The organism is Streptomyces sp. NPDC055749 (genome assembly GCF_053617235.1).
In genome coordinates this window covers 1-24817 of the sequence record NZ_JBSHFH010000045.1, presented here as the reverse complement: position 1 = coordinate 24817, position 24817 = coordinate 1, and the positions used below count along the sequence as shown (strand labels likewise).

At 71.0% G+C, this 24817-nt stretch carries 18 protein-coding genes and 1 tRNA gene; 8 read left to right on the top strand and 11 right to left on the bottom strand.

The features are described 5' to 3' along the window. Window positions 1–9 precede the first annotated feature (9 nt). The 6 genes from ACWGO0_RS27910 to ACWGO0_RS27885 all read right to left on the bottom strand — a co-directional run bounded on the left by ACWGO0_RS27910 (window position 10) and on the right by ACWGO0_RS27885 (window position 4822). The gene (locus ACWGO0_RS27910) at window positions 10–480 is read right to left on the bottom strand and encodes a hypothetical protein (protein ID WP_453540745.1); all 471 of its coding nucleotides are present in this window, start codon (window positions 478–480) and stop codon (window positions 10–12) included. Between the two features lie 75 nt (window positions 481–555). Beyond that, window positions 556–1149 (bottom strand): aminoacyl-tRNA hydrolase, encoded by a 594-nt coding sequence (gene pth, locus ACWGO0_RS27905; protein ID WP_453540742.1) that lies wholly within the window; start codon window positions 1147–1149, stop codon window positions 556–558. Between the two features lie 150 nt (window positions 1150–1299). Beyond that, window positions 1300–1890, bottom strand: a complete 591-nt coding sequence (locus ACWGO0_RS27900; protein WP_453540739.1) for a 50S ribosomal protein L25/general stress protein Ctc — start codon at window positions 1888–1890, stop codon at window positions 1300–1302. A gap of 199 nt (window positions 1891–2089) precedes the next feature. Beyond that, window positions 2090–3073: a ribose-phosphate diphosphokinase gene (locus ACWGO0_RS27895; RefSeq protein ID WP_362843893.1), complete on the bottom strand. Its 984-nt coding sequence runs from the start codon at window positions 3071–3073 to the stop codon at window positions 2090–2092. Between the two features lie 119 nt (window positions 3074–3192). After that, window positions 3193–4641: a bifunctional UDP-N-acetylglucosamine diphosphorylase/glucosamine-1-phosphate N-acetyltransferase GlmU gene (gene glmU / locus ACWGO0_RS27890; protein WP_453540736.1), complete on the bottom strand. Its 1449-nt coding sequence runs from the start codon at window positions 4639–4641 to the stop codon at window positions 3193–3195. Between the two features lie 106 nt (window positions 4642–4747). After that, a tRNA-Gln gene (locus tag ACWGO0_RS27885) sits at window positions 4748–4822 on the bottom strand. 159 nt (window positions 4823–4981) lie between these two features. Here ACWGO0_RS27885 and ACWGO0_RS27880 point away from each other — a divergent pair. Then, window positions 4982–6289 carry a sensor histidine kinase gene (locus ACWGO0_RS27880; RefSeq protein WP_453540733.1) on the top strand — a complete coding sequence of 436 codons (1308 nt, stop codon included), beginning with the start codon at window positions 4982–4984 and terminating at the stop codon, window positions 6287–6289. A gap of 25 nt (window positions 6290–6314) precedes the next feature. On the opposite strand, the gene ACWGO0_RS27875 is transcribed toward ACWGO0_RS27880, so the two are convergent. Next, window positions 6315–6833, bottom strand: coding sequence for an SUKH-3 domain-containing protein (locus tag ACWGO0_RS27875; protein ID WP_453540730.1), 519 nt, complete (start codon window positions 6831–6833; stop codon window positions 6315–6317). Between the two features lie 10 nt (window positions 6834–6843). Next, on the bottom strand, window positions 6844–7368 hold the full coding sequence (locus ACWGO0_RS27870; RefSeq protein WP_453540727.1) for a YwqJ-related putative deaminase: 525 nt from the start codon (window positions 7366–7368) through the stop codon (window positions 6844–6846). A 261-nt stretch (window positions 7369–7629) separates the two neighbouring features. Here ACWGO0_RS27870 and ACWGO0_RS27865 point away from each other — a divergent pair, with 261 nt between their 5' ends. The 3 genes from ACWGO0_RS27865 to ACWGO0_RS27855 all read left to right on the top strand — a co-directional run bounded on the left by ACWGO0_RS27865 (window position 7630) and on the right by ACWGO0_RS27855 (window position 12247). Beyond that, window positions 7630–8607, top strand: a complete 978-nt coding sequence (locus tag ACWGO0_RS27865; protein WP_453540724.1) for an SMI1/KNR4 family protein — start codon at window positions 7630–7632, stop codon at window positions 8605–8607. 5 nt (window positions 8608–8612) lie between these two features. Beyond that, window positions 8613–11156 (top strand): SUKH-4 family immunity protein, encoded by a 2544-nt coding sequence (locus ACWGO0_RS27860; protein ID WP_453540856.1) that lies wholly within the window; start codon window positions 8613–8615, stop codon window positions 11154–11156. Between the two features lie 191 nt (window positions 11157–11347). Further along, entirely contained in the window at window positions 11348–12247 is a 900-nt protein-coding gene (locus ACWGO0_RS27855) for a cellulose-binding protein (RefSeq protein WP_453540721.1), read from the top strand. Between the two features lie 27 nt (window positions 12248–12274). On the opposite strand, the gene ACWGO0_RS27850 is transcribed toward ACWGO0_RS27855, so the two are convergent. The 3 genes from ACWGO0_RS27850 to ACWGO0_RS27840 form a co-directional block, all read right to left on the bottom strand. Beyond that, window positions 12275–13915: a sodium/solute symporter gene (locus ACWGO0_RS27850; RefSeq protein ID WP_453540718.1), complete on the bottom strand. Its 1641-nt coding sequence runs from the start codon at window positions 13913–13915 to the stop codon at window positions 12275–12277. Further along, window positions 13912–14445, bottom strand: coding sequence for a DUF485 domain-containing protein (locus ACWGO0_RS27845; protein ID WP_453540715.1), 534 nt, complete (start codon window positions 14443–14445; stop codon window positions 13912–13914). Before ACWGO0_RS27845 ends, ACWGO0_RS27850 begins: the two co-directional genes overlap by 4 nt. Window positions 14446–14592: 147 nt before the next feature. After that, window positions 14593–16224 carry an MFS transporter gene (locus tag ACWGO0_RS27840; RefSeq protein ID WP_453540712.1) on the bottom strand — a complete coding sequence of 544 codons (1632 nt, stop codon included), beginning with the start codon at window positions 16222–16224 and terminating at the stop codon, window positions 14593–14595. 371 nt (window positions 16225–16595) lie between these two features. Between ACWGO0_RS27840 and ACWGO0_RS27835 the strand changes: the two genes are divergently transcribed. The 4 genes from ACWGO0_RS27835 to mfd all read left to right on the top strand — a co-directional run bounded on the left by ACWGO0_RS27835 (window position 16596) and on the right by mfd (window position 24773). Next, window positions 16596–17384 carry an ABC transporter ATP-binding protein gene (locus ACWGO0_RS27835; protein ID WP_453540709.1) on the top strand — a complete coding sequence of 263 codons (789 nt, stop codon included), beginning with the start codon at window positions 16596–16598 and terminating at the stop codon, window positions 17382–17384. Beyond that, window positions 17381–19966: an ABC transporter permease gene (locus tag ACWGO0_RS27830; protein WP_453540706.1), complete on the top strand. Its 2586-nt coding sequence runs from the start codon at window positions 17381–17383 to the stop codon at window positions 19964–19966. Before ACWGO0_RS27835 ends, ACWGO0_RS27830 begins: the two co-directional genes overlap by 4 nt. Window positions 19967–20063: 97 nt before the next feature. Continuing rightward, window positions 20064–20993 (top strand): hypothetical protein, encoded by a 930-nt coding sequence (locus ACWGO0_RS27825; RefSeq protein ID WP_453540703.1) that lies wholly within the window; start codon window positions 20064–20066, stop codon window positions 20991–20993. 249 nt (window positions 20994–21242) lie between these two features. Further along, on the top strand, window positions 21243–24773 hold the full coding sequence (gene mfd, locus ACWGO0_RS27820; RefSeq protein ID WP_453540700.1) for a transcription-repair coupling factor: 3531 nt from the start codon (window positions 21243–21245) through the stop codon (window positions 24771–24773). Window positions 24774–24817: the final 44 nt, after the last annotated feature.

Genomic DNA, 24817 nt, shown 5'->3' with positions numbered 1-24817 from the left:
GCGGTTCTGTCAGAGGGCGATGAACGTCGCCATCAGCAGGACCGCGCCCGCGCCCGCGGCTCCCCATGCGGCCCGGGGCAGCCGCAGGCCGCCCCCGATCAGGAGCGCGGACAACAGCAGCGCACCGCCGAACGGCACCCAGGCGTGCAGGAACCCCGGTGTGCCGGTGCGGACGACCTCATCGGTGCCGGGCTTCACGACCACCGGGAACCGGTCGCCCTTCTCCGCGGCGACGGACTTCGTGATCGTCACCCTGGAGCGCTGCGGCGAGTCCTGATCCGGTTCGTACGGTCCGGTGCACGCCGTGTCGTCGCATCCGGTGACCGTCAGGGTGCCGTGCTCACGGCCCTTGGACAGGACGATGTGGTGCGCGGTGTTCCACGACGCCCACGCGCCCGCGACGAGCATCAGCAGGACGATGCAGCCCGCGGCGACGACACGACCGTGGGCCACCAGGCGGTGGGGGGAGCTCCGCTTCATGGGGGCAGATCCTTGGGCAGACCTGTGCTCTCGGTCAACCTGTGGCCGGAAATGATCCCGGGATCGGCGCCAATGTCAGGAGTTGTACGTGGACTGCGCCCGCTCCAGACCCTCGGCGAGCAGCGACTCCACGGCGTCCGCCGCCCGGTCCACCTGATAGGCGAGGTCCTTGCGCTCCGTGGACGAGAAATCCTTGAGTACGAAATCGGCCACCTGCATCCGGCCGGGCGGCCTGCCGATCCCGAACCTGATGCGGTGGTAGTCGGGCCCCATCGACTTCGTCATCGACTTCAGCCCGTTGTGCCCGTTGTCACCGCCGCCCAGCTTCAGCCGGAGCGTGCCGAAATCGATGTCCAGCTCGTCGTGGACGGCCACGATGTGATCCGTCGGCACCTTGTAGAAGTCCCGCAGCGCCGTGACGGGCCCGCCCGACAGGTTCATGTACGACATCGGCTTGGCCAGGATCACCCGGCGGCTCGCGGGTCCTGGCGGCCCCATCCGGCCCTCGACGACCTGCGCCTGGGCCTTCTGCGCCCGCTTGAACTTCCCGCCGATCCGTTCGGCGAGAAGGTCGGCGACCATGAAACCGACGTTGTGGCGGTTCGCGGCGTACTCGGGACCCGGATTGCCCAGTCCCACGATGAGCCAGGGGTCGGTGGCATCGGACATCTGCGCTCGGTCTCCTCGCGTACGTCGGCTGATGACAGGCGAACGGGGCGGCGGGCCCGGTAAGGGTCCGCCGCCCCGTCAGTGAAGCAGGTGAAGCATCGGCGCCAGGCCCTGATCCGCCGGGCAGGCCCTAGGCACGCCGGGTGGGACTCAGGCCTCGGTGGTGGCCGCGGCCTCGGTGCCCTCGGCGGCCGGCTCCTCGGCCTGCGCGGCGACGATCTGGAGGACGATGGCGTCCTCGTCACCGGCCAGCACGGAGCCCTTGGGCAGCGGGATGTCCTTGGCGAGGATCGAGTCGCCGGCGTCCAGGCCCGCGATGGAGACCGTGACGGACTCGGGGATGTGGGTGGCCTCGGCCTCGAGGAGCAGGGTGTTCTGCACGTACTCGAGCAGGTTGGCGCCCGGGGCCAGCTCGCCCTCGACGTGCACGGCGACCTCGACGTTGACCTTCTCGCCGCGCTTCACGGTGAGGAGGTCGACGTGCTCGATGTTGCCCTTGATGGCGTTGCGCTGCACGGCCTTGGGGATGACCAGGGCGTCCTTGCCCTCGATCTCGAGACCGATGAGGACGTTGGCGGTGCGGAGCGCGAGCTGCAGCTCGTGGGCCGGCAGCGTGACGTGGACGGACTCGGCGCCGTGGCCGTAGATGACCGCGGGAACCAGGTTGGCACGACGGGTACGGCGGGCGGCGCCCTTGCCGAACTCGGTACGGACCTGGGCGGCGAGCTTGATCTCAGCCATGGTGCACTCCTCGTGGGATGACGAAAATTCGGACGTCACCCGGCCCGTACGACAGGCCGCCTGCTACGAAGAGCGCGTCGATAACGGAGCACCGTACATATGAGTACGGCCTCCCTCGCCGAGCAACTCGCTGAGTCTACCCGGCGGGGAGGCCGCGCCCAAAGTGGATCTTCGGTACCGCTGGTACCACTGGCCGCTGCTAGTGGTTTTCCTGCTCCTCGAAGAGGCTCGTGACCGAGCCGTCCTCGAACACCTCGCGCACCGCGCGCGCGATCGTCGGCGCGATCGACAGCACGGTGATCTTGTCGAGCTCCAGCTCGCCCGGGGTCGGCAGGGTGTCCGTGAAGACGAACTCGCTGACCTTGGAGTTCTTCAGGCGGTCCGCGGCGGGGCCGGACAGCACACCGTGCGTCGCGGTCACTATGACGTCCTCGGCGCCGTGCGCGAACAGGGCGTCCGCCGCGGCGCAGATCGTGCCACCGGTGTCGATCATGTCGTCGACCAGGACGCAGACCCGGCCCTTCACGTTACCGACAACCTCGTGGACGCTGACCTGGTTGGGCACGTCCTTGTCACGGCGCTTGTGGACGATCGCCAGCGGGGCGTCCAGACGGTCGCACCAGCGGTCGGCGACCCGGACGCGGCCGGCGTCAGGGGAGACGATCGTCAGCTTCGAGCGGTCGACCTTCGCACCGACGTAGTCGGCGAGGATCGGCAGCGCGAACAGGTGGTCCACCGGGCCGTCGAAGAAGCCCTGGATCTGGTCGGTGTGCAGGTCGACGGTGAGGATGCGGTCCGCACCCGCCGTCTTCATCAGGTCGGCGACCAGACGGGCCGAGATCGGCTCGCGGCCACGGTGCTTCTTGTCCTGGCGTGCGTAGCCGTAGAACGGCACGATCACCGTGATCGAACGTGCCGAGGCGCGCTTCAGCGCGTCCAGCATGATCAGCTGCTCCATGATCCACTTGTTGATCGGAGCCGTGTGGCTCTGGATCAGGAAGCAGTCGGCGCCGCGGGCGGACTCCTGGAAACGCACGTAGATCTCGCCGTTGGCGAAATCGAAAGCCTTCGTCGGCACGAGACCGACACCCAGTTGGTGTGCGACCTCCTCGGCCAGCTCGGGGTGGGCGCGGCCGGAGAAGAACATCAGTTTCTTCTCGCCGGTCGTCTTGATCCCGGTCACAGCACAGTCTCCTCAGACGTGTATCTGGCGCTGCACGCATAGGTCCCGATGTGCAACGAGCCAGCCGAAATGGGTGAGCATCTATCACGGTACGCCGTGTCCGGCGCACCTGTTTCCGGTCAGCTTTCGCCGTCGGTGTCCTGGGATGCGGCCTGGGCGGCCTGCGCGGCGGCACTTCCCGGACGCTTCCTGGCCACCCAACCCTCGATATTCCGCTGCTGGCCCCGGGCGACGGCCAGCGAACCGGCCGGTACGTCCTTGGTGATGACCGAGCCCGCCGCGGTGTAGACACCGTCCCCGACCGTGACAGGCGCCACAAACATATTGTCGGACCCGGTGCGGCAGTGGGAGCCGATGGTGGTGTGGTGCTTGGCCACGCCGTCGTAGTTCACGAAGACGCTGGCGGCGCCGATGTTGGTGTACTCGCCGATCGTCGCGTCGCCGACGTAGCTCAGGTGCGGAACCTTCGTGCCCTCGCCGATCGTGGCGTTCTTCATCTCCACGTACGTACCGGCCTTGGCCTTCGCGCCGAGCCTCGTGCCGGGCCGCAGATAGGCGAACGGGCCGACGGTGGCGCCCGGGCCGACCTCCGCCCCGTCCGCGACCGTGTTGTCGACGCGGGCGCCCGCGGAGACGATCGTGTCCGTGAGCCGGGAGTTCGGGCCGACCTCGGCGTCCTCGCCCAGGTGCGTCGTGCCGAGCAGCTGGGTGCCCGGGTGCACGATCACGTCCTGCTCGTACGTCACCGTCGCGTCGATCAGCGTCGACGCCGGGTCGACGATCGTCACGCCGGCCGTCATGGCGCGCTCCAGCAGCCGCTCGTTGAGCAGCCGCCGGGCCTCGGCCAGCTGGACGCGGTTGTTGATGCCGAGGATCTCGCGGTGGTCCCCGGTGACCGAGGCGCCCACGCGGTGTCCGGCCTCGCGCAGGATGGACAGCACGTCGGTGAGGTACTCCTCGCCCTGGCTGTTGTCCGTGCGCACCTTGCCGAGGGCGTCCGCGAGCAGACGCCCGTCGAAGGCGAAGACCCCGGAGTTGATCTCCAGGATCGCCCGCTGGGCCTCGGTGGCGTCCTTGTGCTCGACGATCTCGGTGACCGCGCCGCTGGCCGCGTCGCGGACGATCCGGCCGTAGCCGGTGGAGTCCGGGACCTCGGCGGTCAGCACGGTGACGGCGTTGGCGTCGGCGTCGTGCGTGGCGGCGAGCGTGGCGAGGGTCTCGCCGGAGAGCAGCGGGGTGTCGCCGCAGACGACGATCACGGTGCCCTCGATGGTCCCGCCGAGCTCTTCTAGCGCCATCCGGACGGCGTGTCCGGTGCCGTTCTGCTCGGCCTGGAAGGCGGTCCGTACGGGTGCGTCGCCCGAGGAGAGGTGTGCGGTGACCCGCTCCGCCGCGTGGCCGACGACCACGACGAGGTGCTCGGGGTCGAGTTCACGGGAGGCGGCGACGACATGTCCGACGAGCGAGCGCCCGGAGATCTCGTGCAGGACCTTGGGGGTCTTCGACTTCATGCGGGTGCCCTCACCCGCTGCGAGGACGACTACGGCTGCCGGGCTGGTGGCGCTCACGGGTGTGCCCTTCGGCTTCGGGTGGTGGACATCCGCAGGATACCGGGGGTGTGTTCGCCGGAAACGAGGGCGGGCCCCGACCGTGGTGGTCGGGGCCCGCACCGTATGGCTCCCCCACCAGGACTCGAACCCGGACAAATAGCACCAAAAGCTACTGTGCTGCCAATTACACCATGGGGGAATAACACGGACGAAGCAGACATTGCGTCAGCCGCCCGGATTGGCACCCAACACTATGCCGTACCGAGCGCCCTCGACGCGACGGCAGAGCGCGGTGCTCTTGGCACGTCCTGTCCGAGTCACCCGAAAATGAGGTGCGCCCGCCCGTAGGCTGGACGGCATGACCGCAACGGGGGCAGACCGGGAAGCGGCGGGGTCGACCACCCGCGGCTACTGGTGGTGGGGGCGGCGGCGCAGTGTCGCCCTGGATGTGGGACTGGCGTCGGCATCGGCGCTGGAGTGTGCGCTGGAAGGGGTGGTGTTCGCGGGGGAGACCGGACTGCCGGTGCCGATCGGGGTGCTGTTCGGCCTGCTGGCCGGGTCGGTGCTGCTGGTGCGCAGGCGGTGGCCGATCGCCGTGGTGCTGGTGTCGATCGCGACGACACCGGCCGAGATGGGCTTCCTGATGGCCGTCGTCGGCCTGTACACACTGGCCGCGTCCGACGTGCCGCGCAGGATCACCGTGGTGCTGACGGGGATGTCCCTGGTCGGCACCTTCATCGTCACGTACGTACGGCTGCGCCAGAACGTCACCGAGGGAGCCGACTTCGGCCCGGGTGACTGGTACGTACCCCTGGTGTCCCTCTTCATGTCGCTGGGGCTGACCACGCCGCCCCTGCTGTTCGGCCTCTATATAGGGGCGCGAAGACGGCTCATGGAGAGCCTGCGGGAGCGCGCGGACTCGCTGGAGCGGGAGCTTTCGCTGCTGGCCGACCGCGCCGAGGAGCGCGCCGAGTGGGCGCGTACGGAGGAGCGGACCCGCATCGCCCGGGAGATGCACGACGTGGTCGCGCACCGGGTGAGCCTGATGGTCGTGCACGCGGCGGCGCTCCAGGCGGTCGCCCCGAAGGACCCGGCGAAGGCCGTGCGGAACGCGGCGCTGGTCGGTGACATGGGACGCCAGGCGCTGACGGAACTGCGCGAGATGCTGGGCGTGCTGCGCAGCGAGGACACCGCGCCCGCCGGCCGGGTGCCCCTCGCCTCGGTGGCGCGGGCGGCCGCCGCGGCGGCCGCGGCGGCCGTCGATGACGGACACCGGCTGGCCGAGGTGGAGTCGCTCGTCGCGCAGTCCCGGGAGGCGGGGATGACGGTCGAGCTCTCGGTGGAGGGCGAGCTGCGCCCGTACGCGCCCGAGGTCGAGCAGACCGCGTACCGGGTGGTGCAGGAGGCCCTGACGAACGTGCACAAGCACGCGGCCGGCGCGAAGACCTGGGTCCGGCTCGCGCACCGCGGCGACGAGGTCGCCATGCAGGTGGAGAACGGCCCGTCCGACGTCGGCGCGGCCGACGCGGGGCTGCCGAGCGGGGGGAACGGCCTGGTGGGCATGCGGGAACGGGTGCTCGGCCTCGGCGGCGTCTTCGTGTCGGGTCCGACCGACGCGGGGGGCTTCCGGGTGTCGGCGGTCCTGCCGGACCAGGGGACCGCGTAGGGGCGCGTGCCGCTCCGGTGTGGCGTCAGGCCGAGGTGAGTCTGGCCGGCTGGGCGCCCGTGACCAGCGTGGCCAGCGCCTGGTCGATGTCCGCGCCGAGGTACCAGTCGCCGGTGTGGTCGATGCTGTAGACGCGGCCCTCGATATCGATCGCGAGCACCGCCTGCCCGTCGCCCTCCTCGCCCAGGGGGCTGATCTCGGTCTCCAGCGCCCGCCCCAGGTCACCCAGGGTGCGGGCCAGATGCAGGCCGCTCAGCGGATCGATGCGTACGACAGCGGGCGCGATCTGGCGGCCGGGTGCCGACGCGGTGATGCGCAGGGCGCCGAACTCCGCCCAAGCCTCGACGGCCGCGGGGAAGACCGCGTGCCGGTGGCCGGCCGGTGAGGCGTGGGAGCGCAGTGCGTCGGCCCACTCCTCGGCCTGCCGGATGTCCCAGCGCCCCGGCTGCCAGCCCGCCTCACGGAGGGCGGAGTCGACGGCGACGGGGAAGCGGGTGGAGGTGTGCCGGTCGGGCGCGGGGGAGTGTCCGGTTCGGTCCTGCATCGGGGTGCCGTCAGCCCTTCTCGGCGGTGGTGGCCGCCCCGGTCGTGGTGAGGTCGACGGGACGTACGCCGAAGTGCGCGAGCATCGCCGTACAGGAGCGGCAGGGCGGCGCGTAGCTGCCGTGCAGCGGGTCGCCGTCCTCGCGGATGCGCCGGGCGGTGATACGGGAGTGCTTCAGCGCGCGCCGGGCCTCGCCGCTGGTCAGCGGCTTGCGCTGGGCCCGTTTGGAACGGCCGCCGTCGGTGGCGGTGAGCTGCCGCGACAGCAGTATCGCTTCGGGGCAGCGGCCGGTGAAGCGTTCGCGCTGTCCGCTGGTGAGGGTGTCGAGGAAGTCCTGCACGAGCGGGTGCAGCACCGGCGGCTGATCACCCTTGCCCGCGGTGCAGGTCAGCGTCTCTCCGCGGACGGACAGCGCCGCTGCCACGGCGGGCAGGATGCCGTCGCGGCGGTGGTGCAGTTGAGGCGCGTGGCTGGTTTCGGTGCTGCTCCAGCTGAGTCTCGGATCCCCGGATGTGACTGTCGGTGCTGTGTTCATGGTGCTTGCATCCCTCCCGTGCCCGCAGCGGTAGCTGCAGGTGTGCACGCCCCCGAGTTGCGGTGACAGCCTGCCAAATGTGCCGGGGGCTGGGGAAGCTGGGTCGGTGAAACGTGTCTGCGTGTCGCCCGAAGTGGCACGACCGTCGCCCGTCCGTCACCTGGCTGTGACGGTTGGTGACCGAAACGGAGGGGCGAGACCCCCTGTTGCCCCACCGCATAGGCTGTGCGGAATCACCGGACGCAGCAGGGGGCAACCGCCATGACGACAGGTCGGCTCGGGCAGCAAGCCGCGCCACCGAACGCGGCCTACGCCGGGCAGGTCGTGCACTTCCCGGACCCGGTCCGGGCGTCCCGCCACCCCAGAGGTGTGCGCATGGACGGGAACGGCTATCCGGAACTCGCACCGTACGCGCGTGCCGCCGCCGAGATCGCCGATCCGCCCCCGGGCTTCGGCATCGACGAGCTGCGGCTCACCGACTACGTGTCGGCGAACGCGGCCCTCGCGGCGAGCGGTCACGAGCTGTGGGACACGATCGCGCCGGTGGCGACCCCGCACGGCTGGACCTGGCACCACGTGCCGGGCGGCCGGCGGATGGAACTCGTGCCGGTCGAGGTGAAGGCGCTGCTGCGTCATCACGGCGGCATGGCGACGGCTCCGGTCGACCACAACCGGCGCGGTACGCGGCCGTTGCAGGAGACACGGCCTCCGCACTTCCGGCTGCCCAAGGGTTCGGTGGCGGTGAGCGAGCAGCAGGTGCTGGGTGTCGAGGAGGACCTCGGTTACCGGCTGCCTGGTGCGTACCGCTCGTTCCTGAAGGCCGCGGGCGGCTCCGCCCCGGTGGGTGCGGCGCTCGACGCGGAGCTCGGGCTCCTGGTCGACCAGCCGTTCTTCACGGTGCGCGACGAGGCTGCCGTGAACGACCTGCTGTACGTCAACAAGTGCCTGCGCGACCACTTCACCAAGGACTACCTGGGCGTCGGTTTCGTCCAGGGCGGCATCCTCGCGGTGAAGGTCCGGGGGCAGGACGTCGGCTCGGTCTGGTTCTGCGCGTACGACGATGCCCGGGACCAGGACGGCTGGAGCGTGCAGGACCGCGTCGACCGGCTGCTGCTGCCCTGCGGTGCGGACTTCGACGCCTTCCTCCAGCGCCTGGCGGGCAATCCGCCGGAGCTGGAGACCGTGGCGAACCTGATGGTGGACGGCGGCTTCGCGCGGGCCGTCCCGGTGGAGGGGTGAGCGCGGTGGTGACCTTCGCGCAGGCGCAGGAACGTGCGGACGAGTGGGTCAACGGCGATGTGCCCGCGTACCAGCACCGTGAGGTGCGGGTACGCGAGTTCGAGCTGGGCTTCGTGGTCTGGGCCGAGGACCGGGCGGAGGGCCCGGTCTCGGACGGCGGGCGCCAGCGGCTGGTGATCGCCCGTGACAGCGGTGAGGCCACCTTGTGGCCCGGGCTGCCGGTGGGCGAGGTGATCCGGCGGTACGAGGAGGAGTACGGAGCGTCCGCGGGGGCGCCGGCCGCCCCGGTGCCGCCGCAGCGGATCGATCTCAACCAGACGTCGTTCCTGCTGAGTCCGCCGGAGTGGCTCCAGGAGGCCGCCGACAAGCTGGGGATTCCGGACCGGCGGGCGGAACCGGCCGACGGCCCGCCCGCGGACTCGGTTCCTTCTTCTTCTTCTTCTCCTTCTACTTCCGGGGGCGCGTCTTCTTCGGTGGACGCGTCCGCGCCGTGGCCTGCCGCGGGTGGTCGGGGCGACCACGAGCCCACGGCCGCCGATGGTGTGCCCGCGTCCTCGCCCGGTGCGCCCTCCGGGGGTACGCCGTGGGCGGGTACGGATACCAACGCCGACCCCGACGCCGGTGCGGTCGGTCTGCCGGCCACGGTGTTCGCTCCTGCGCTCTCGGGCGCGGACGACGAGGAGGCCCCGCCGCCGGTCGTACCGGCCGAGGCTCCCACCGCGCTGATGTCCGGTGGCAGCCAGCTGCCCCGGACCGCCGTTTCTCCGGCCCTCGACGCCTCGCGCCCGGGTGCGCCCGGTGCCGGTGCGTCCGGTCCGGCAGGGCCCGCGCGTCCTGGTGCGGGTGACATCGCGGACGCCGCCACCAGCAAGGCGGTCGTGCCTCCGCGCGGGGCGCGTGGAGGCGGCTCGACGACACCGCCGCCGCCCGGCGCCCCCGGTACTCCGGGTATGCGCCCGGGCGCCACTCCGCCGCCTTCGGGGCCGGGTGCGCCCGGTGCTCCCGCGGGTGGCTACGTACCGACGCAGCTCGTCTCACAGCTCGGCCCGCCCGGACCGCCCAGCCCTCCCGGGGCGCCTGGTGCTCCGGGTGCTCCTAGTGCTCCTGGCGCGCCGCAGCCTCCTGGTCCGCCGGGTCCTCCCGGTGCGCCCGGTTCGACGCCGCCGCCCGGTGGCGGGATGCACCACGCGGCGACGATGTTCGCCGACGCGAGCCTCGGCGGCCCCCGGCCCCCGGCCCCGCCCGGCCCGCCCGGCGTACCCGGTGCTCCGCAGCCTCCCGGTCCGCCGGGGGCGCCCGGTGCTCCCGGTGCCCCTGGGGCGCCGCAGCCTCCGGGCCCGCCCGGTCCTCCCGGTGCGCCCGGTTCGACGCCGCCGCCCGGTGGCGGGATGCACCATGCGGCGACGATGTTCGCCGACCCCAGCATCGGCGGTCCCGCCGCACCCCGGCCCCCGGGTCCTCCTGGTCCCCCCGGGATGCCGCAGGGCGGGGCCCCCGGTCCCGTACCGCCGAATCCGCACACCCCGCACACCCCGCCGCCCCCGGCGTACGGCTATCCGCAGCAGCCGCTCGGGCAGCCGACCGTCGGGCCCGGCTACCAGGCCGTGCTGCGGTTCCGCGCGCCCGACGGCAGCGAGCAGCAGCTGATCCGCCGCTCGGCGCCGGGCACCCCGCACCCCGAGTGGCAGATGCTGCACGAGCTGCGGGCCATGAACGTGCCGCCGCAGCAGGTCATCGAGCTGCACACCGAGCTGGAGTCGTGCGAGCTGCCCGGTGGCTACTGCGCGCGGATGATCCGCGAGACCTGGCCGCAGGTGCGGATCACCAGCGTCGCTCCGTACGGGGCCGATCACGCGAGCCGTCAGCAGGGCATGCAGCATCTGCTGACGCATCAGGGCGAGCTGCACCAGGTCGCCGACGGCCCGGCGCGGCCGGCCCCGGTGCGGGCGCCGCTGCCGCAGATCCAGCCCGCAGTGCCGGTGCCTCCGGAGGCACTCGCGGAGGAGCTGGTGCAGGTCTTCGGACCGCAGGGCGTGCTCCGTTTCGACCAGCGTGCCGTGTCCCGTCAGGGTGTGCCCGAGATCGTGGGGCGGACCCTGGTGTGGGCCGGGCTGCCCGCCGATTTCGGGCCGTTCTTCTGGGCGCAGCCGGGGCAGCCGGTGGTGCCGACGCTGGCCGAGCTGGCCGCGCAGCGTCAGGTGCAGCCGGCGCCCGACGCGGGTTCGTACCTCGTGATGGGGACCGACTTCGGCCGGGCGATCTGTGTCCAGTACGGCACCGCGAACATCGTTGCCGTGCCGGTCGAGGCCGGTCCCGGCGGGCAGTCGGTGCCGCCGCAGTTCGTGAACACCGGGCTGCCGGAGTTCGTGCGCTCGATGGCGTTGCTCGGCCGGATGTGGCGGCTCCGCTTCGGGCTCAACCCGGAGCAGGCGGGTCGTTGGACCGTCGACTTCCAGGCACAGTTGGCGGCCCTCGATCCGGCGGCTCTCGCGTCGCCGGAGAGCTGGTGGTCGGTGCTGCTGGAGCAGATGTGGGACGGACTGCTCTGACCTGTCCCGTTGTGTGAGTGGTGCGGCGGAGGCGCCCGGGACCCGTAAGGGGCCGGGCGCCTCTCCGTTTTCGCCCTGTGATGCCCGTCGCTTCCGTCCTGAATACTGCTGATCGATTCCGACTTCTTTACCAATTGCCGCATCCTTGACGTATTGCTGGAGGTCGGAGTGTCGGAGAGAGGGCTTCAAGGATGAGTGCTGGACCGGTGTCCGCCCATGGCTTCGTCGGCGTACGGGGGCGTGGCTACCGTCCCGAGCAGGTGGACCGGACCGTGGCCGCCCTGTCCGCGGAGCGCGACGCCGCAGGGGAGCGGCTTTCCCGGCTGACGGATCTCGCCGAGGAGCTGGCGGCAGAGTCGGCCCGGCTGGCGGGGGTCGTCGCCGCGCTGGCCCCGCAGACGTACGACTCGCTCGGTGAGCGCGCCCAGCAGATCCTGGCGCTCGCGCAGGCCGAGGCCGAGGCCGCGCGCGGGGCGGCCCAGGAGGACGGCCAGGCGCTGCGGGACGCGGCGGACACGGCGGGGCGGGCGGCCCGGGAAGCGGCCCGCGAGCACTCCGAGACGGTACGGGCGGCTGCCGAGGCGCACGCCCTGGCGGTGCTGTCCGCGGCGCAGGAGTCCGGGGGCGAGGCCGTCGCCGCGGCGCGCAAGGAGGCCGCCGAGGTCCGTGGGTCGGCGGACGAGGCGATGGCGGAGACCCGGCGGCGTACGGCGGGTGTGCTGGCCCATCAGGAGCAGGAGCACACCGAGCGGTCGAAGGCGGCGGCGGCCGGACTGGCGGCGGACGAGGCCGCGGCGGCTGCGCGCGAGGCCGAACTGTCCGAGCGGGGCGATGCGTTGATCGCGGAGGCGCGGCGGGCGCTCGCGGAGACCGAGGAGGCCGCCAGGCACGGCCAGGAGGACGCGGAGGCGCGGGCGGGCGAGGTGATCTCGGAGGCCCGGGTGCGTGAGGAGCGGATTCTGCGGGAGACGGAGCGGATTCTGCGGGAGCACGAGGAGGGCCGCGAGGAGGTGCAGGCGCACATGGCGCATGTACGCAACTCGCTCGCGGCACTCACGGGGCGTGCGGTGTCGGGGCCGGAGGAGAACTAGTACCAGGACAGGTCAGAGGCGGACTGACTAGGACGGGCCCTGGGGACCCCCTCGGCGGGCCGACGCCACCGGGGGCGCGCCCGCCAGGATCCACGGCTCCACCGCCTCGTACTGTCTGCGTTCCTCCTCCGCCGTGCGCCGGCCGAGCACCGTTCCCAGCCAGCCCGCCAGGAATCCGAACGGGATGGAGACGAGCCCGGTCGTGGTGAACGGGAACCAGTTGACGTCACGGTTGGGGAAGACCGCGCCGGGGGACCCGGACACCAGGTTGGTGCCCGGCATCAGCACCAGCACGCAGAGGGTGCCGCCGATGAGGGTGCAGAGCAGTCCCGTACGGGTGAAGCGCCGCCAGAACATGCTGTAGACCAGCGCCGGGGCCAGGGCCGACGCACCGACGCAGAACGAGAGCGTCACCATCGCCTGGACGTTCCAGTGCCGGGCGAGCACGGCGAGGACGATGGCCGCGAGGCCCACACCGACCGCGGCGAGCTGCGCCGCACCCATCTCGGTGCGGCCCGGTACCGGCCCCTTGCTCCGGTTGCGGAGTCCGTGCGCGAACAGGTCGTGGGCCAGGGAGTTGGCGCAGGCCAGGATCATTCCGGCGACCGAGGCGAGCAGGGTCAGGAAGATCGCTGTGGTCATGGTCGTGACGATCAGTGCCCCGATCCCGCCGCCGCCCGCGACGACACTGCTGACCTGGAGGATCGCGCTGTTGCCCTGCGCTCCTGCGGCCGTGATGCGGTCGTGCCCGACCAGGGCCGCCGCGCCGAAGCCGATGACGGTGAGCAGCAGGCAGAGGCAGACGACGACGCCGACCGCCCAGGACAGGGACCGGCGTACGGCCTGGGCGCCGCGGACGCTCGACATCCGCATGGTGATGTGCGGGAGGCACGCGGCGCCGAGCACGACGGTGAGTTCGGAGCTGATCATGTCGAGGTCGTTGCCGCCGAACTGGAGCCCCGAGTGCAGATACGCGGCCCCCGCGCCGCTGCCCTGCTGGGCGGCCCGGAGCAGGGCGCCGGTGTCCCAGTCGAAGCGGTTCATGATCAGTACGGAGACCAGGAGGCCGGCGCCGAGGAGCACGACGGTCTTCACGATCTGGATGAGGGCGGTCCCCTTCATCCCGCCGATCGCCGCGTAACCGATCATCACGACGCCGAGCACGATGATGGATCCGGTGCGGAATCCGGAGCTGTCGAAGCCCAGGATGAAGGCGAGCAGACTGCCGCTGCCCGCGAGCTGGACCACCATCAGGGGCACCAGCGCGACGAGGGTGGCCGCGCAGGCGGCGATGCGGACGGCCCGGCCGGGGGAGCGGCGGGTCAGTACGTCGCCCATGGTGAACCGGCCCGCGTTGCGCAGCGGTTCGGCCAGCAGGAACATCAGCAGAACCAGGGAGAGGGCCGTGCTCAGGGCGAGTACGAGCCCGTCGTGGCCGGTGAGGGCGATGACGCCGGTGGTGCCGAGGACGGTGGCCGCGGAGAGGTAGTCACCGGCGATGGCCAGGCCGTTGCGCACGGGGGAGAGCGAGCGGAAGCCGGTGTAGAACTCGTCGAGGTCGTCGTCGCGGTCCGGTCCTGTCATCACGCAGAGCAGCAGGGTCACGGTGGCCACCGCGATGAACGCCATCAGCGACATCGTCTGCGCGGACTCGTCGAATCCGTTCATCGGCCCGTTCCTGTTCCGCGGCGCTCGGTGGCCGCTCGGTCGTCCGTGGAGCGGGCCCGGCTGCGGAGTCCGGCGCAGAGCGGGTCCACGGTGCGCCGGGCCGTCCGCTCGTACAAGGCGATGGCGGCCAGTGTCACCGGGAGCTGGCACAGGCCGAGCAGGAGTCCGGTGGTGAGGCCGCTTTCGCCGACCGGGCTGGTCATCAGGTCCGGGGCGAATCCGGAGAGGAGGAGGAAGAGGGTGAAGTAGCCGAGTGCGGTGAGCGTGGAGGCCCGGCGCAGGACGCGGTACGCGCCGCGCAGCCGGCGCAGATCGCTGTGGTGGCCGGGAGCGGGGACGGGCGCGGCGGGCGGGGTGGGCCACCGGGGCGGCGGAGGAGTCGAGGAACTCTGCCAGGGGAGGAGGTATTCGCCGCCCGGGGAGCGGGGCGGCGGCGGAGGGGGGCGGCGGTGCGGCCGTGAGGGCGCGTACGGGGGATACGGGGGTTGCGGCGGGCGGTACCGAGGGTGCTCAGGGTGCTCTTGAGGCATCGTGGTGCTGCTCCTTGCGTGGCTCGGATCCGGGGACGGACCGCAAGGCAGGAGCGCGGGTGCGCTGTTGGGAGCGCGTACGTTACTCGCGGGTATGGCGCCTGGGCAGGGGTGTGGCCGAACTACCTACGGTAACCATGAAGTTGTCTACTTCCTCAGAGCCTGCGGGGTGTTCTCGGACCCCTCGTCGAGGACCGGGAAGCGGCGCGGGGCCACGAAGACGAGGACGAGCAGGGCGAGTACGGCGGCCCCTGCCGCGCCGATGTAGACGTAGTCGACGGCCGCGTCCACGGCCCGTCGCAGATAGTCCGTCGCCGCGGCGGAGAGCGAGCCGGGATCACCCAGGGCGTGCGAGATGGCGTCCAGGTCGCCGGGCAGTCCGGGGACCGGGGCGTCGGCCAGCCGGGAGGCGAGCACCCCGTTGGCGACCGCGCCGAAGAGCGCGGCGCCCACGCTCTGGCCGACCTGCCGGCAGAACAGTACGGAGGCCGTCGTCGTACCGCGCTCGGACCAGCCGACCGTGGACTGGACGCCGACGATCAGCGGCAGTTGGAACAGGCCGAGCGCCGCGCCGAGCAGCAGCATGATCAGGGCGGGCTGCCAGGCGGAACCGGGGTACGGCAGCAACGGGAAGGCCAGCAGGATCAGCAGGGTGGCGCTCATGCCGATGATCGCGGTGAACCGGAAGCCGATGCGGTTGTAGACCCGGTTGGAGAAGGCCGCCGAGACCGGCCAGCTCAGCGTCATGACGGAGAGCACGAAGCCGGCGGCGATCGGGCCGAGGCCCAGGACGGACTGCGCGTACGTCGGCAGGAAGACGGTGGGCGCCACCATCAGCAGCCCCATCGCGCCCAGCGCCAGGTTGACGGAGGCGATGGTGCGCCGCTTCCAGACCCAGCCCGGGATGATCGGGTCGGCGGCGCGCCGCTCGATGAGGACGGTCAGCGCGGCGAGTGCGGCGCTCGCGCCCAGCAGGCCGAGCGAGGGTGCGGAGAGCCACGGCCAGGCCACTCCGCCCTGGACGAGCGCGGTCAGCAGGAGTACCCCGGTCGCGAAGACGGCGAGGGCGCCCGCCCAGTCGATGGGGAGCCTGGCGCCGGTGCGGGGGCGGGCCGGTTCGTGGAGGTGACGTACCACCAGCCAGAGCGCGACGGCGCCGACGGGCAGATTGATCAGGAAGATCCAGCGCCAGTCCGCGTACGTCGCGAGGAGCCCGCCGACCGCCGGTCCCGCGACCGCCGATGTCGCCCACACGGTCGACAGCCTGGCCTGGATCTTGGGGCGTTCCTTGAGCGGGTAGAGGTCGGCGGCGATCGTCTGGACGGTGCCCTGGAGTGCGCCGCCGCCGAGTCCCTGGACGACGCGGAAGGCGATCAGGGCAGCCATGTTCCAGGCTGCCGCGCAGAGCACCGAGCCGACCAGGAACAGGATGATGCCGGCGACCAGGACCGGCTTGCGGCCGAAGGTGTCGGAGAGCTTCCCGTAGACGGGGAGGGTGACGGTCACGGCCAGCAAGTAGCCCGAGAACAGCCAGGAGAAGACGGCGAACCCGCCGAGATCGCCGACGATCTGGGGGACGGCCGTGGAGACGATGGTGCCGTCGATGGCGGCGAGCGCCATGCCGAGCATCAGCGCGGCGACGACGGGCCGCCGGCCCCGGGGCGTGGTCGCGGCGGTGGTGGCGGTGTCCGCGCCGCCGCCCTGGCTCGTACCCTCGGTGCCGCCGCCCTCGCTCGTGCCGACGCCTATGCCTGCGTCCCCGCCTCCCGTGCCGGCCACAGGTTTTCCTTTCCCTATGCATCTATTTCCCGGGACACTGTCTCATCCCTGCGGTGCGCGGCGGGAGGGTGCGGGAGGGCGGGTTCCGCTTCGGGCCGTCCCCTACCCGGGTCTCATACCCGCGACGGAATCCCCTAGGGGTAGCTCCGTACTTGTGCCCAGGGGCCGTTCCTCCCCCCGGAGGACGTGGCGGCCGGGGCCCGTTCTTTACCGTGGTCATACACCGCAAGGGCGGCTGACCGCAGAGGGCGAGGTGGGGAAAACCCCACCCGAAGACTGCGCTGGGCACCAGCGCGCAGGACCCCCTCCTCCCGCAAGACTCAGGACGTACACAAAGACGTCCAGTCATCCATCGACATAGGAGAAATACCGTGACAACGGCTGTGACCATTCCCAGGCACGGGGGCACTGGAGGGCGTACGGCCGTCGCTGCGCGAGCGCGGCAGGTCGTCAAGGCGTACGGGTCGGGGGAGACCCGGGTCGTCGCGCTCGACCATGTCGATGTCGACATCGCTCGCGGGCAGTTCACGGCGATCATGGGTCCGTCCGGTTCGGGCAAGTCGACCCTGATGCACTGCCTCGCGGGTCTGGACACCGTGACCTCGGGTGAGATCCACCTCGACGAAACCGAGATCACGAAGCTCAAGGACAAGAAGCTCACCCAGCTCCGCCGGGACCGGATCGGCTTCATCTTCCAGGCGTTCAACCTGCTTCCCACGCTCAACGCGCTGGAGAACATCACGCTGCCGATGGACATCGCGGGCCGCAAGCCCGACGCCGCCTGGCTGCGCCAGGTCGTGGAGACCGTCGGCCTCGCCGACCGCCTGAAGCACCGGCCGACCGAGCTCTCCGGCGGCCAGCAGCAGCGCGTCGCCGTGGCCCGCGCCCTCGCCTCGCAGCCGGAGATCATCTTCGGTGACGAGCCCACCGGAAACCTGGACTCGCGGGCCGGCGCCGAGGTGCTGTCCTTCCTGCGCAGGTCCGTCGACGACCTGGGCCAGACCATCGTCATGGTCACCCACGACCCGGTCGCGGCCTCCTACGCGGACCGGGTGCTGTATCTCGCTGACGGCTCCATCGTCGACGAGATGCAGAACCCGACCGCCGACCAGGTCCTCGACCGCATGAAGCACTTCGATGCTCGGGGGCGTACGTCGTGACTGTCCTCAAGACCTCTATGCGCAACTTCCTCGCGCACAAGGGACGCATGGCGCTCTCCGCCGTAGCGGTCCTGCTGTCGGTGGCGTTCGTCTGCGGCACGCTCGTCTTCACCGACACCATGAACACCACGTTCGACAAGCTCTTCGCGGTCTCGTCGGCCGATGTCACCGTCAGCCCCAAGACGGCCGGCGGGCCCGAGGAGATGCCGGAGAACGGCAAGCCCGAAGCACTGCCCGCCTCCGTACTCGACCGGGTCGAGAAGGCCGACGGGGTGAAGCAGGCCGAAGGCGGCGTCTCCAGCATGTCCGTCACGGTCGTCGACGGCGACAACAAGAACATGGGCTCCGAGACGGGCGCCCCCACGTTCGCCGGCAACTGGACGCGCAACGACCTGCGTTCCATGGAGATCGCCTCCGGACACGCCCCGCGCGGCCCCACCGAGGTGATGGTCGACGCGGACACCGCCGAGAAGCACGGCCTGAAGATCGGTGACGAGCTGCGCACCATCGCGGCCACCGGTGACATCAGTGCGAAGATCAGCGGCATCGCCGCCTTCACCGTGACCAACCCGGGCGCGGCCGTCGTCTTCTTCGACACGGCGACCGCCCAGCAGACGCTGCTGGGTGCGACCGGTGCCTTCACCCACATCCACGTCGCCGCCGAATCAGGCGTGGACGACACGCAGTTGAAGAAGAACGTCGCCGCGGCGCTGGGCGACGCGGGGACCTACAAGCTCCAGACCCAGGACGAGGCCGCGGCGGCCAACAAGGACTCCATGGGCTCCTTCCTCGACGTGATGAAGTACGCGATGCTCGGCTTCGCCGGAATCGCCTTCCTCGTCGGCATCTTCCTCATCGTCAACACCTTCTCGATGCTGGTCGCCCAGCGCACCCGCGAGATCGGTCTGATGCGGGCCATCGGCTCCAGCCGCAAGCAGGTCAACCGGTCCGTGCTCGTCGAAGCGGTGCTCCTCGGGATCGTCGGCTCGATCCTCGGTGTCGGCGCCGGAATCGGGCTCGCCGTCGGGCTGATGAAGCTCATGGGCTCCATGGGCATGGAGCTGTCCACCAAGGACCTCACCATCGCCTGGACGACCCCCGCCATCGGCCTCGTGCTCGGCATCTTCGTCACGGTCCTCGCCGCCTATGTGCCCGCCCGCCGGGCCGGCAAGGTCTCGCCGATGGCCGCCCTGCGCGAATCCGGAACCCCGGCGGACGCCAAGTCCGGCTGGATCCGGGCCGGTATCGGTCTGGTCCTCACCGTCGGCGGTGGCGCCGCCCTGTGGGCGACCACCCAGGCCGAGAAGGCGAGCGAGGGCTCGCTCTTCCTGGGGCTCGGTGTGGTCCTGACCCTCATCGGCTTCATCGTGATCGGCCCGCTGCTGGCCGGGATCGTGGTGCGGGCGCTCAGCGTGGTCGTGCTGCGGATGTTCGGCCCGGTCGGCCGGCTCGCGGAGCGCAACGCGCTGCGCAACCCGCGGCGTACCGGAGCGACCGGCGCGGCCCTGATGATCGGCCTGGCCCTGGTGGCCTGCCTCTCGGTCGTCGGCTCGTCCATGGTGGCCTCGGCCACCGAGGAGCTCGACAAGTCGGTGGGAACGGACTTCATCGTCCAGTCGTCGGTCCCCGACCAGCTGATCGTCCCCCAGGCCGCGAAGGCCATGGAGAGCGTGCCCGGCATCGAGCACATCACCGACTACAAGTCCGTCGACGCGAAGCTGACCGCCCCCGACGGTTCGACGGAGGACGAGGGAGTCGTCGCCGCCGACCCGACGTACAAGGACGACCTGCGTCGCAAGACTGTCTCCGGCGATCTGGCCGCGGCGTACGGCGAGGACGCCATGTCGGTCGGCGACGCGTACGCCACCCGGCACAACGTCAAGGTAGGGGACCGGATCACGGTCGCGTTCAAGGGCGGTGAGACGGCGAAGCTGAAGGTCGCCGCGATCACCTCGGACGAGACCAACGTCGACAAGGGCGCGATGTACACGAACATCACGACCGCCGAGAAGTACGTCCCCGCCGACAAGATGCCGCAGAACATGATCATGTTCGCCATGGCGGAGGACGGCAAGGAGAAGGAGGCGTACGCCGCCCTCAAGGCTTCGCTCGACAAGTACCCGCAGTACAAGGTGCAGAACCAGGCGGACTTCAAGCAGGACCTGAAGGACCAGATCGGCCAGTTGCTCAACATCGTGTACGGACTGCTGGCCCTGGCGATCATCGTCGCGGTGCTCGGTGTGGTGAACACGCTCGCCCTGTCGGTGGTCGAGCGGACCCGCGAGATCGGTCTCATGCGGGCCATCGGACTCTCGCGCCGTCAGCTGCGCCGCATGATCCGGCTGGAGTCCGTGGTCATCGCCCTCTTCGGCGCCCTGCTCGGCCTCGGCCTGGGCATGGGCTGGGGCACCTCGGCCCAGAAGCTGCTGGCGCTGGAAGGGCTCAACGTCCTGGAGATCCCGTGGCCGACGATCCTCTCGGTCTTCGTGGCCTCGGCCTTCGTCGGACTGTTCGCCGCACTGGTTCCCGCTTTCCGGGCGGGCCGGATGAACGTCCTCAACGCCATCGCCACCGACGGGTGACGTGAGGCTCGACGTAGGATGACCGAGCAGGCCCCGGGGCGTTCCTCCAAACGCCCCGGGGCCTGCTCCGTTCCCGGCTGCACGTAGTTTTGTGGTCATGACCATGCCGCCGCAGCAGCCCAATCCGTACGGGCAGCAGCCCAACCACAATGGCCAGCAGCCCAGTCCGTACGGTCAGGGACCCAATCCGTACGGGCAGCAGCCCGGTCCGTACGGGCAGCAGGCGAATCCGTACGGGCAGCAGCCGGGTCCGTACGGGCCCCAGCCCCACCCGCCCCAGCCCCACCCTCAGCAGCAGTACGGGCAGCCGTACCCGCAGCAGCCCCACCCGGGCGCGTGGGGCGGGCCGCCGATGGGGCCGCCGCCGCGCAAGAACCGCACCGGGCTGACCCTGAGCATCGTCGCGGCCTCGATGGTGTTCGTCAGCGCACTCGCCTACTTCGGCAACCGGGGCAGCGACCGGGCGGAATCCGCTGCGTCCACGGAGCCGTTCCCCGCGGCGACCCACCGGCTCACCGTCCCGAAGACCCTGCTGGACCAGAGGTACAAGCTCATCAACGACGGTTCGGCGGATGCGGACGCCGAGGCGAAGGAGGGCGGCTACGGCGACGGGCCGGACAGCCGCAACACCAAGGCGAGCATCGGCTCGTACAACGGCTCCAGCACCGACGCCCCCGACGGCCTCATACTCACCGGCGTGCACGGGCAGTTCAAGGATCCGGCCCAGGTGCGCGACGGCCTCCTGAAGGGTCTGCGGGGATCGGAGGGGATGAGCGAACCCAACGCTCCGAAGACGATCACGCCACCCGGTTCCGATGTCGGCATGACGTGCACCGTCCTGCTGTCCAAGGACGAGGACGGCACATCCACCGTGCCTGTGTGCGCATGGGGCGACGAGAACACCGCCGCCTACGTCGCCTTCCTCACCCCCGCGCAGTCCTCGAAGGACCCCGACTCCATCGATCTCGAAGAGACGGCCGCGACGACCTTGAAGGTGCGCGAAGAGGCACGGCAGCCGATCGCCTGATCGCGGCACGTCACGTCGCGCGGTGTGACTGTACGTATCCGGAGGGGCGCCCGGCATTCGGTGGACCGGCGCCCGTGCCGCCCCGGCGCGAGGCCGTTGCGGGCGCGGCTGTCGTACGGGAGTCGTAGTCTGGGACCCCGGCCCGTCCTACGTGTCGGGCCCTTCGCGTTGCCCCCTGCCGGGGACGGCGCGGCGCCCCTGGCAGCAGCCGGCTGTCAGTACACCCCCGTACCCGGACGGAAGCCCTTCATGAGCCTGCACGGTCTGCTGGATGTCGTCGTACGTGACCCGGCACTCTCCGAAGCGGTGAAGGCCGCAGCCGACGGCCACCGGATGCACGTGGACCTGGTGGGTCCGTCCGCCGCCCGTCCCTTCGCGGTCGCCGCGCTGGCCCGCGAGACCGGGCGGACCGTGCTCGCCGTCACCGCGACGGGCCGGGAGGCCGAGGACCTCGCGGCGGCGCTGCGCACGCTGCTGCCGCCGGACACCGTCGTCGACTACCCGTCCTGGGAGACCCTGCCCCACGAACGGCTCTCGCCCCGCTCGGACACCGTCGGCCGCCGCCTCGCCGTGCTGCGCAGGCTGGCGCACCCCAGGCAGGACGACCCGGAGACCGGCCCGGTCAGTGTCCTCGTCGCCCCCGTGCGCTCCGTGCTCCAGCCGCAGGTCAAGGGGCTCGGCGAGCTGGAACCCGTGGCGCTGAGCAGCGGGCAGAGCGCCGATCTGGGCGAGGTCGTCGAGGCGCTCGCGGCTGCCGCGTACTCCCGGGTCGAACTGGTCGAGAAGCGCGGAGAGTTCGCCGTACGCGGTGGAATCCTGGACGTCTTCCCGCCGACCGAGGAGCACCCCCTTCGGGTGGAGTTCTGGGGCGACGACGTCGAGGAGATCCGCTACTTCAAGATCGCCGACCAGCGTTCGCTGGAGGTCGCCGCGCACGGGCTGTGGGCGCCGCCCTGCCGCGAGCTGCTGCTCACGGACGAGGTCCGTATCCGCGCCGCCGCGCTCGCAGAGGCCCACCCGGAGCTGGGCGAGCTGCTCGGCAAGATCGCCGAGGGGATCGCCGTCGAGGGCATGGAGTCCCTCGCCCCGGTGCTGGTGGACGAGATGGAGCTGCTGATCGACGTCCTGCCGAAGGGCTCGATGGCGGTGGTCTGCGACCCGGAGCGGGTGCGGACGCGGGCGACCGACCTGGTCGCCACCAGCCAGGAGTTCCTCCAGGCGTCCTGGGCGGCCACGGCGGGCGGCGGCGAGGCCCCGATCGATGTCGGCGCGGCCTCGCTCCGGGGCATCGCGGACGTCCGTGACCGGGCCCGCGAGCTGAACATGATGTGGTGGTCGGTCTCCCCGTTCGCCGCCGACGACGAGCTCGACGAGGACACCCTCAAGCTCCGGATGCACGCCCCCGAGTCCTACCGGGGCGACACCGCCCGCGCGCTCGCCGACACCAAGGGCTGGCTCGCGGACGGCTGGCGCACGGTGTACGTCACCGAGGGCCAGGGCCCGGCCTCCCGCACCGTCGAGGTCCTCGGCGGCGAGGGCATCGCCGCCCGCCTGGACCAGGACCTGGCCGAGATCTCCCCCTCGGTCGTCCATGTCTCGTGCGGCGCCATCGACCACGGCTTCGTCGACCCGGCGCTCAAGCTCGCCGTACTGACCGAGACCGACCTGACCGGCCAGCGCACGGCCACCAAGGACCTCGGCCGGATGCCGGCCCGCCGCCGCAAGACCATCGACCCGCTGACGCTGGAGACCGGCGACTACATCGTCCACGAGCAGCACGGCGTGGGCCGCTACATCGAGATGGTGCAGCGCACGGTGCAGGCCGCCACCCGCGAGTACCTCCTCGTCGAGTACGCCCCGGCCAAGCGCGGCCAGCCCGGCGACCGGCTGTACATCCCCACCGACCAGCTGGAACAGGTCACGAAGTACGTGGGCGGTGAGGCCCCGACCCTGCACCGGCTCGGCGGCGCCGACTGGACGAAGACCAAGCAGCGCGCGAAGAAGGCGGTCAAGGAGATCGCCGCCGACCTCATCAAGCTGTACTCGGCCCGGATGGCGGCCCCGGGACACGCCTTCGGCCCGGACACCCCGTGGCAGCGCGAGCTGGAGGACGCCTTCCCGTACGCGGAGACGCCCGACCAGCTCTCCACCATCGCCGAGGTCAAGGAGGACATGGAGAAGACGGTTCCCATGGACCGCCTGATCTGCGGCGACGTCGGCTACGGCAAGACGGAGATCGCCGTCCGCGCCGCGTTCAAGGCGGTCCAGGACGGAAAGCAGGTCGCCGTCCTCGTACCGACGACGCTCCTCGTCCAGCAGCACTTCGGTACGTTCACCGAGCGTTACTCGCAATTCCCTGTCAACGTAAGGGCGTTGAGCCGCTTCCAGTCCGACACCGAGTCGAAGTCGACACTTGAGGGCCTGCGCGAGGGCTCGGTCGACCTCGTCATCGGCACGCACCGCCTCTTCTCCTCCGAGACGAAGTTCAAGGACCTGGGCCTGGTCATCGTCGACGAGGAGCAGCGCTTCGGCGTCGAGCACAAGGAGCAGCTGAAGAAGCTCCGCGCCAACGTCGACGTACTGACCATGTCCGCGACGCCCATCCCCCGTACGCTCGAAATGGCCGTCACCGGCATCCGCGAGATGTCGACGATCACCACGCCCCCCGAGGAGCGCCACCCGGTCCTCACCTTCGTCGGTCCGTACGACGAGAAGCAGATCGGCGCAGCCGTCCGCCGTGAACTGCTGCGCGAGGGCCAGGTCTTCTACATCCACAACCGGGTCGAGTCCATCGACCGCGCCGCCGCCCGGCTCCGCGAGATCGTGCCGGAGGCCCGTATCGCCACGGCGCACGGGCAGATGGGCGAGAGCGCCCTGGAGCAGGTCGTCGTGGACTTCTGGGAGAAGAAGTTCGACGTCCTCGTCTCGACGACGATCGTCGAGTCCGGCATCGACATCTCCAACGCCAACACGCTGATCGTGGAGCGCGGCGACAACTTCGGTCTCTCGCAGCTGCACCAGCTGCGCGGACGCGTCGGCCGAGGCCGGGACCGGGGCTACTCCTACTTCCTGTACCCCCCGGAGAAGCCCCTCACCGAAACCGCCCACGAACGCCTGGCCACCATCGCCCAGCACACAGAAATGGGCGCGGGCATGTACGTGGCCATGAAGGACCTCGAAATCCGCGGCGCCGGAAACCTGCTGGGCGGTGAACAGTCCGGCCACATCGCGGGCGTCGGCTTCGACCTCTACATCCGCATGGTCGGCGAGGCGGTGGCCGACTACCGGGCGGCGGTCGACGGCGGCGTCGAGGAGGAGCCCGCGCTGGAGGTCAAGATCGAGCTCCCGGTCGACGCCCACGTCCCGCACGACTACGCCCCCGGCGAGCGGCTCCGCCTCCAGGCGTACCGCGCGATCGCCTCCGCCAACACGGAGGACGACATCAGGGCGGTACGCGAGGAACTCACCGACCGCTACGGCAAGCTCCCCGAACCGGTCGAGAACCTCCTCCTGGTGGCCGGCCTGCGCATGCTGGCCCGCGCCTGCGGCGTCGGCGAGATCGTCCTCCAGGGCTCGAACATCCGCTTCGCCCCGGTGGAGCTGCGCGAGTCGCAGGAGCTCCGCCTCAAGCGCCTCCACCCGAAGACGGTCATCAAACCGGCCACCCACCAGATCCTGGTCCCACGCCCCACGGCGGGCCGGATCGGCGGCAAGCCGGTGGTGGGGCGGGAACTGCTGGCGTGGACGGGAGAGTTCCTGACGACCATTCTCGGTTCGTAGCTCAGGCAGGATGCCGGCCGCGCCGGGTCGCCTCTGCCGAAGGA

Coding starts and splice junctions, on each gene's coding strand:
- ACWGO0_RS27855 (WP_453540721.1), top strand. CDS start 11,348: ATGAGTGCTGGACCGGTGTCCGCCCATGGCTTCGTCGGCGTACGGGGG.
- ACWGO0_RS27910 (WP_453540745.1), bottom strand. CDS start 480: ATGAAGCGGAGCTCCCCCCACCGCCTGGTGGCCCACGGTCGTGTCGTC.
- ACWGO0_RS27845 (WP_453540715.1), bottom strand. CDS start 14,445: ATGCCTCAAGAGCACCCTGAGCACCCTCGGTACCGCCCGCCGCAACCC.
- ACWGO0_RS27850 (WP_453540718.1), bottom strand. CDS start 13,915: ATGAACGGATTCGACGAGTCCGCGCAGACGATGTCGCTGATGGCGTTC.
- ACWGO0_RS27825 (WP_453540703.1), top strand. CDS start 20,064: ATGACCATGCCGCCGCAGCAGCCCAATCCGTACGGGCAGCAGCCCAAC.
- ACWGO0_RS27870 (WP_453540727.1), bottom strand. CDS start 7,368: ATGAACACAGCACCGACAGTCACATCCGGGGATCCGAGACTCAGCTGG.
- ACWGO0_RS27900 (WP_453540739.1), bottom strand. CDS start 1,890: ATGGCTGAGATCAAGCTCGCCGCCCAGGTCCGTACCGAGTTCGGCAAG.
- ACWGO0_RS27875 (WP_453540730.1), bottom strand. CDS start 6,833: ATGCAGGACCGAACCGGACACTCCCCCGCGCCCGACCGGCACACCTCC.
- ACWGO0_RS27880 (WP_453540733.1), top strand. CDS start 4,982: ATGACCGCAACGGGGGCAGACCGGGAAGCGGCGGGGTCGACCACCCGC.
- pth (WP_453540742.1), bottom strand. CDS start 1,149: ATGTCCGATGCCACCGACCCCTGGCTCATCGTGGGACTGGGCAATCCG.
- ACWGO0_RS27865 (WP_453540724.1), top strand. CDS start 7,630: ATGACGACAGGTCGGCTCGGGCAGCAAGCCGCGCCACCGAACGCGGCC.
- mfd (WP_453540700.1), top strand. CDS start 21,243: ATGAGCCTGCACGGTCTGCTGGATGTCGTCGTACGTGACCCGGCACTC.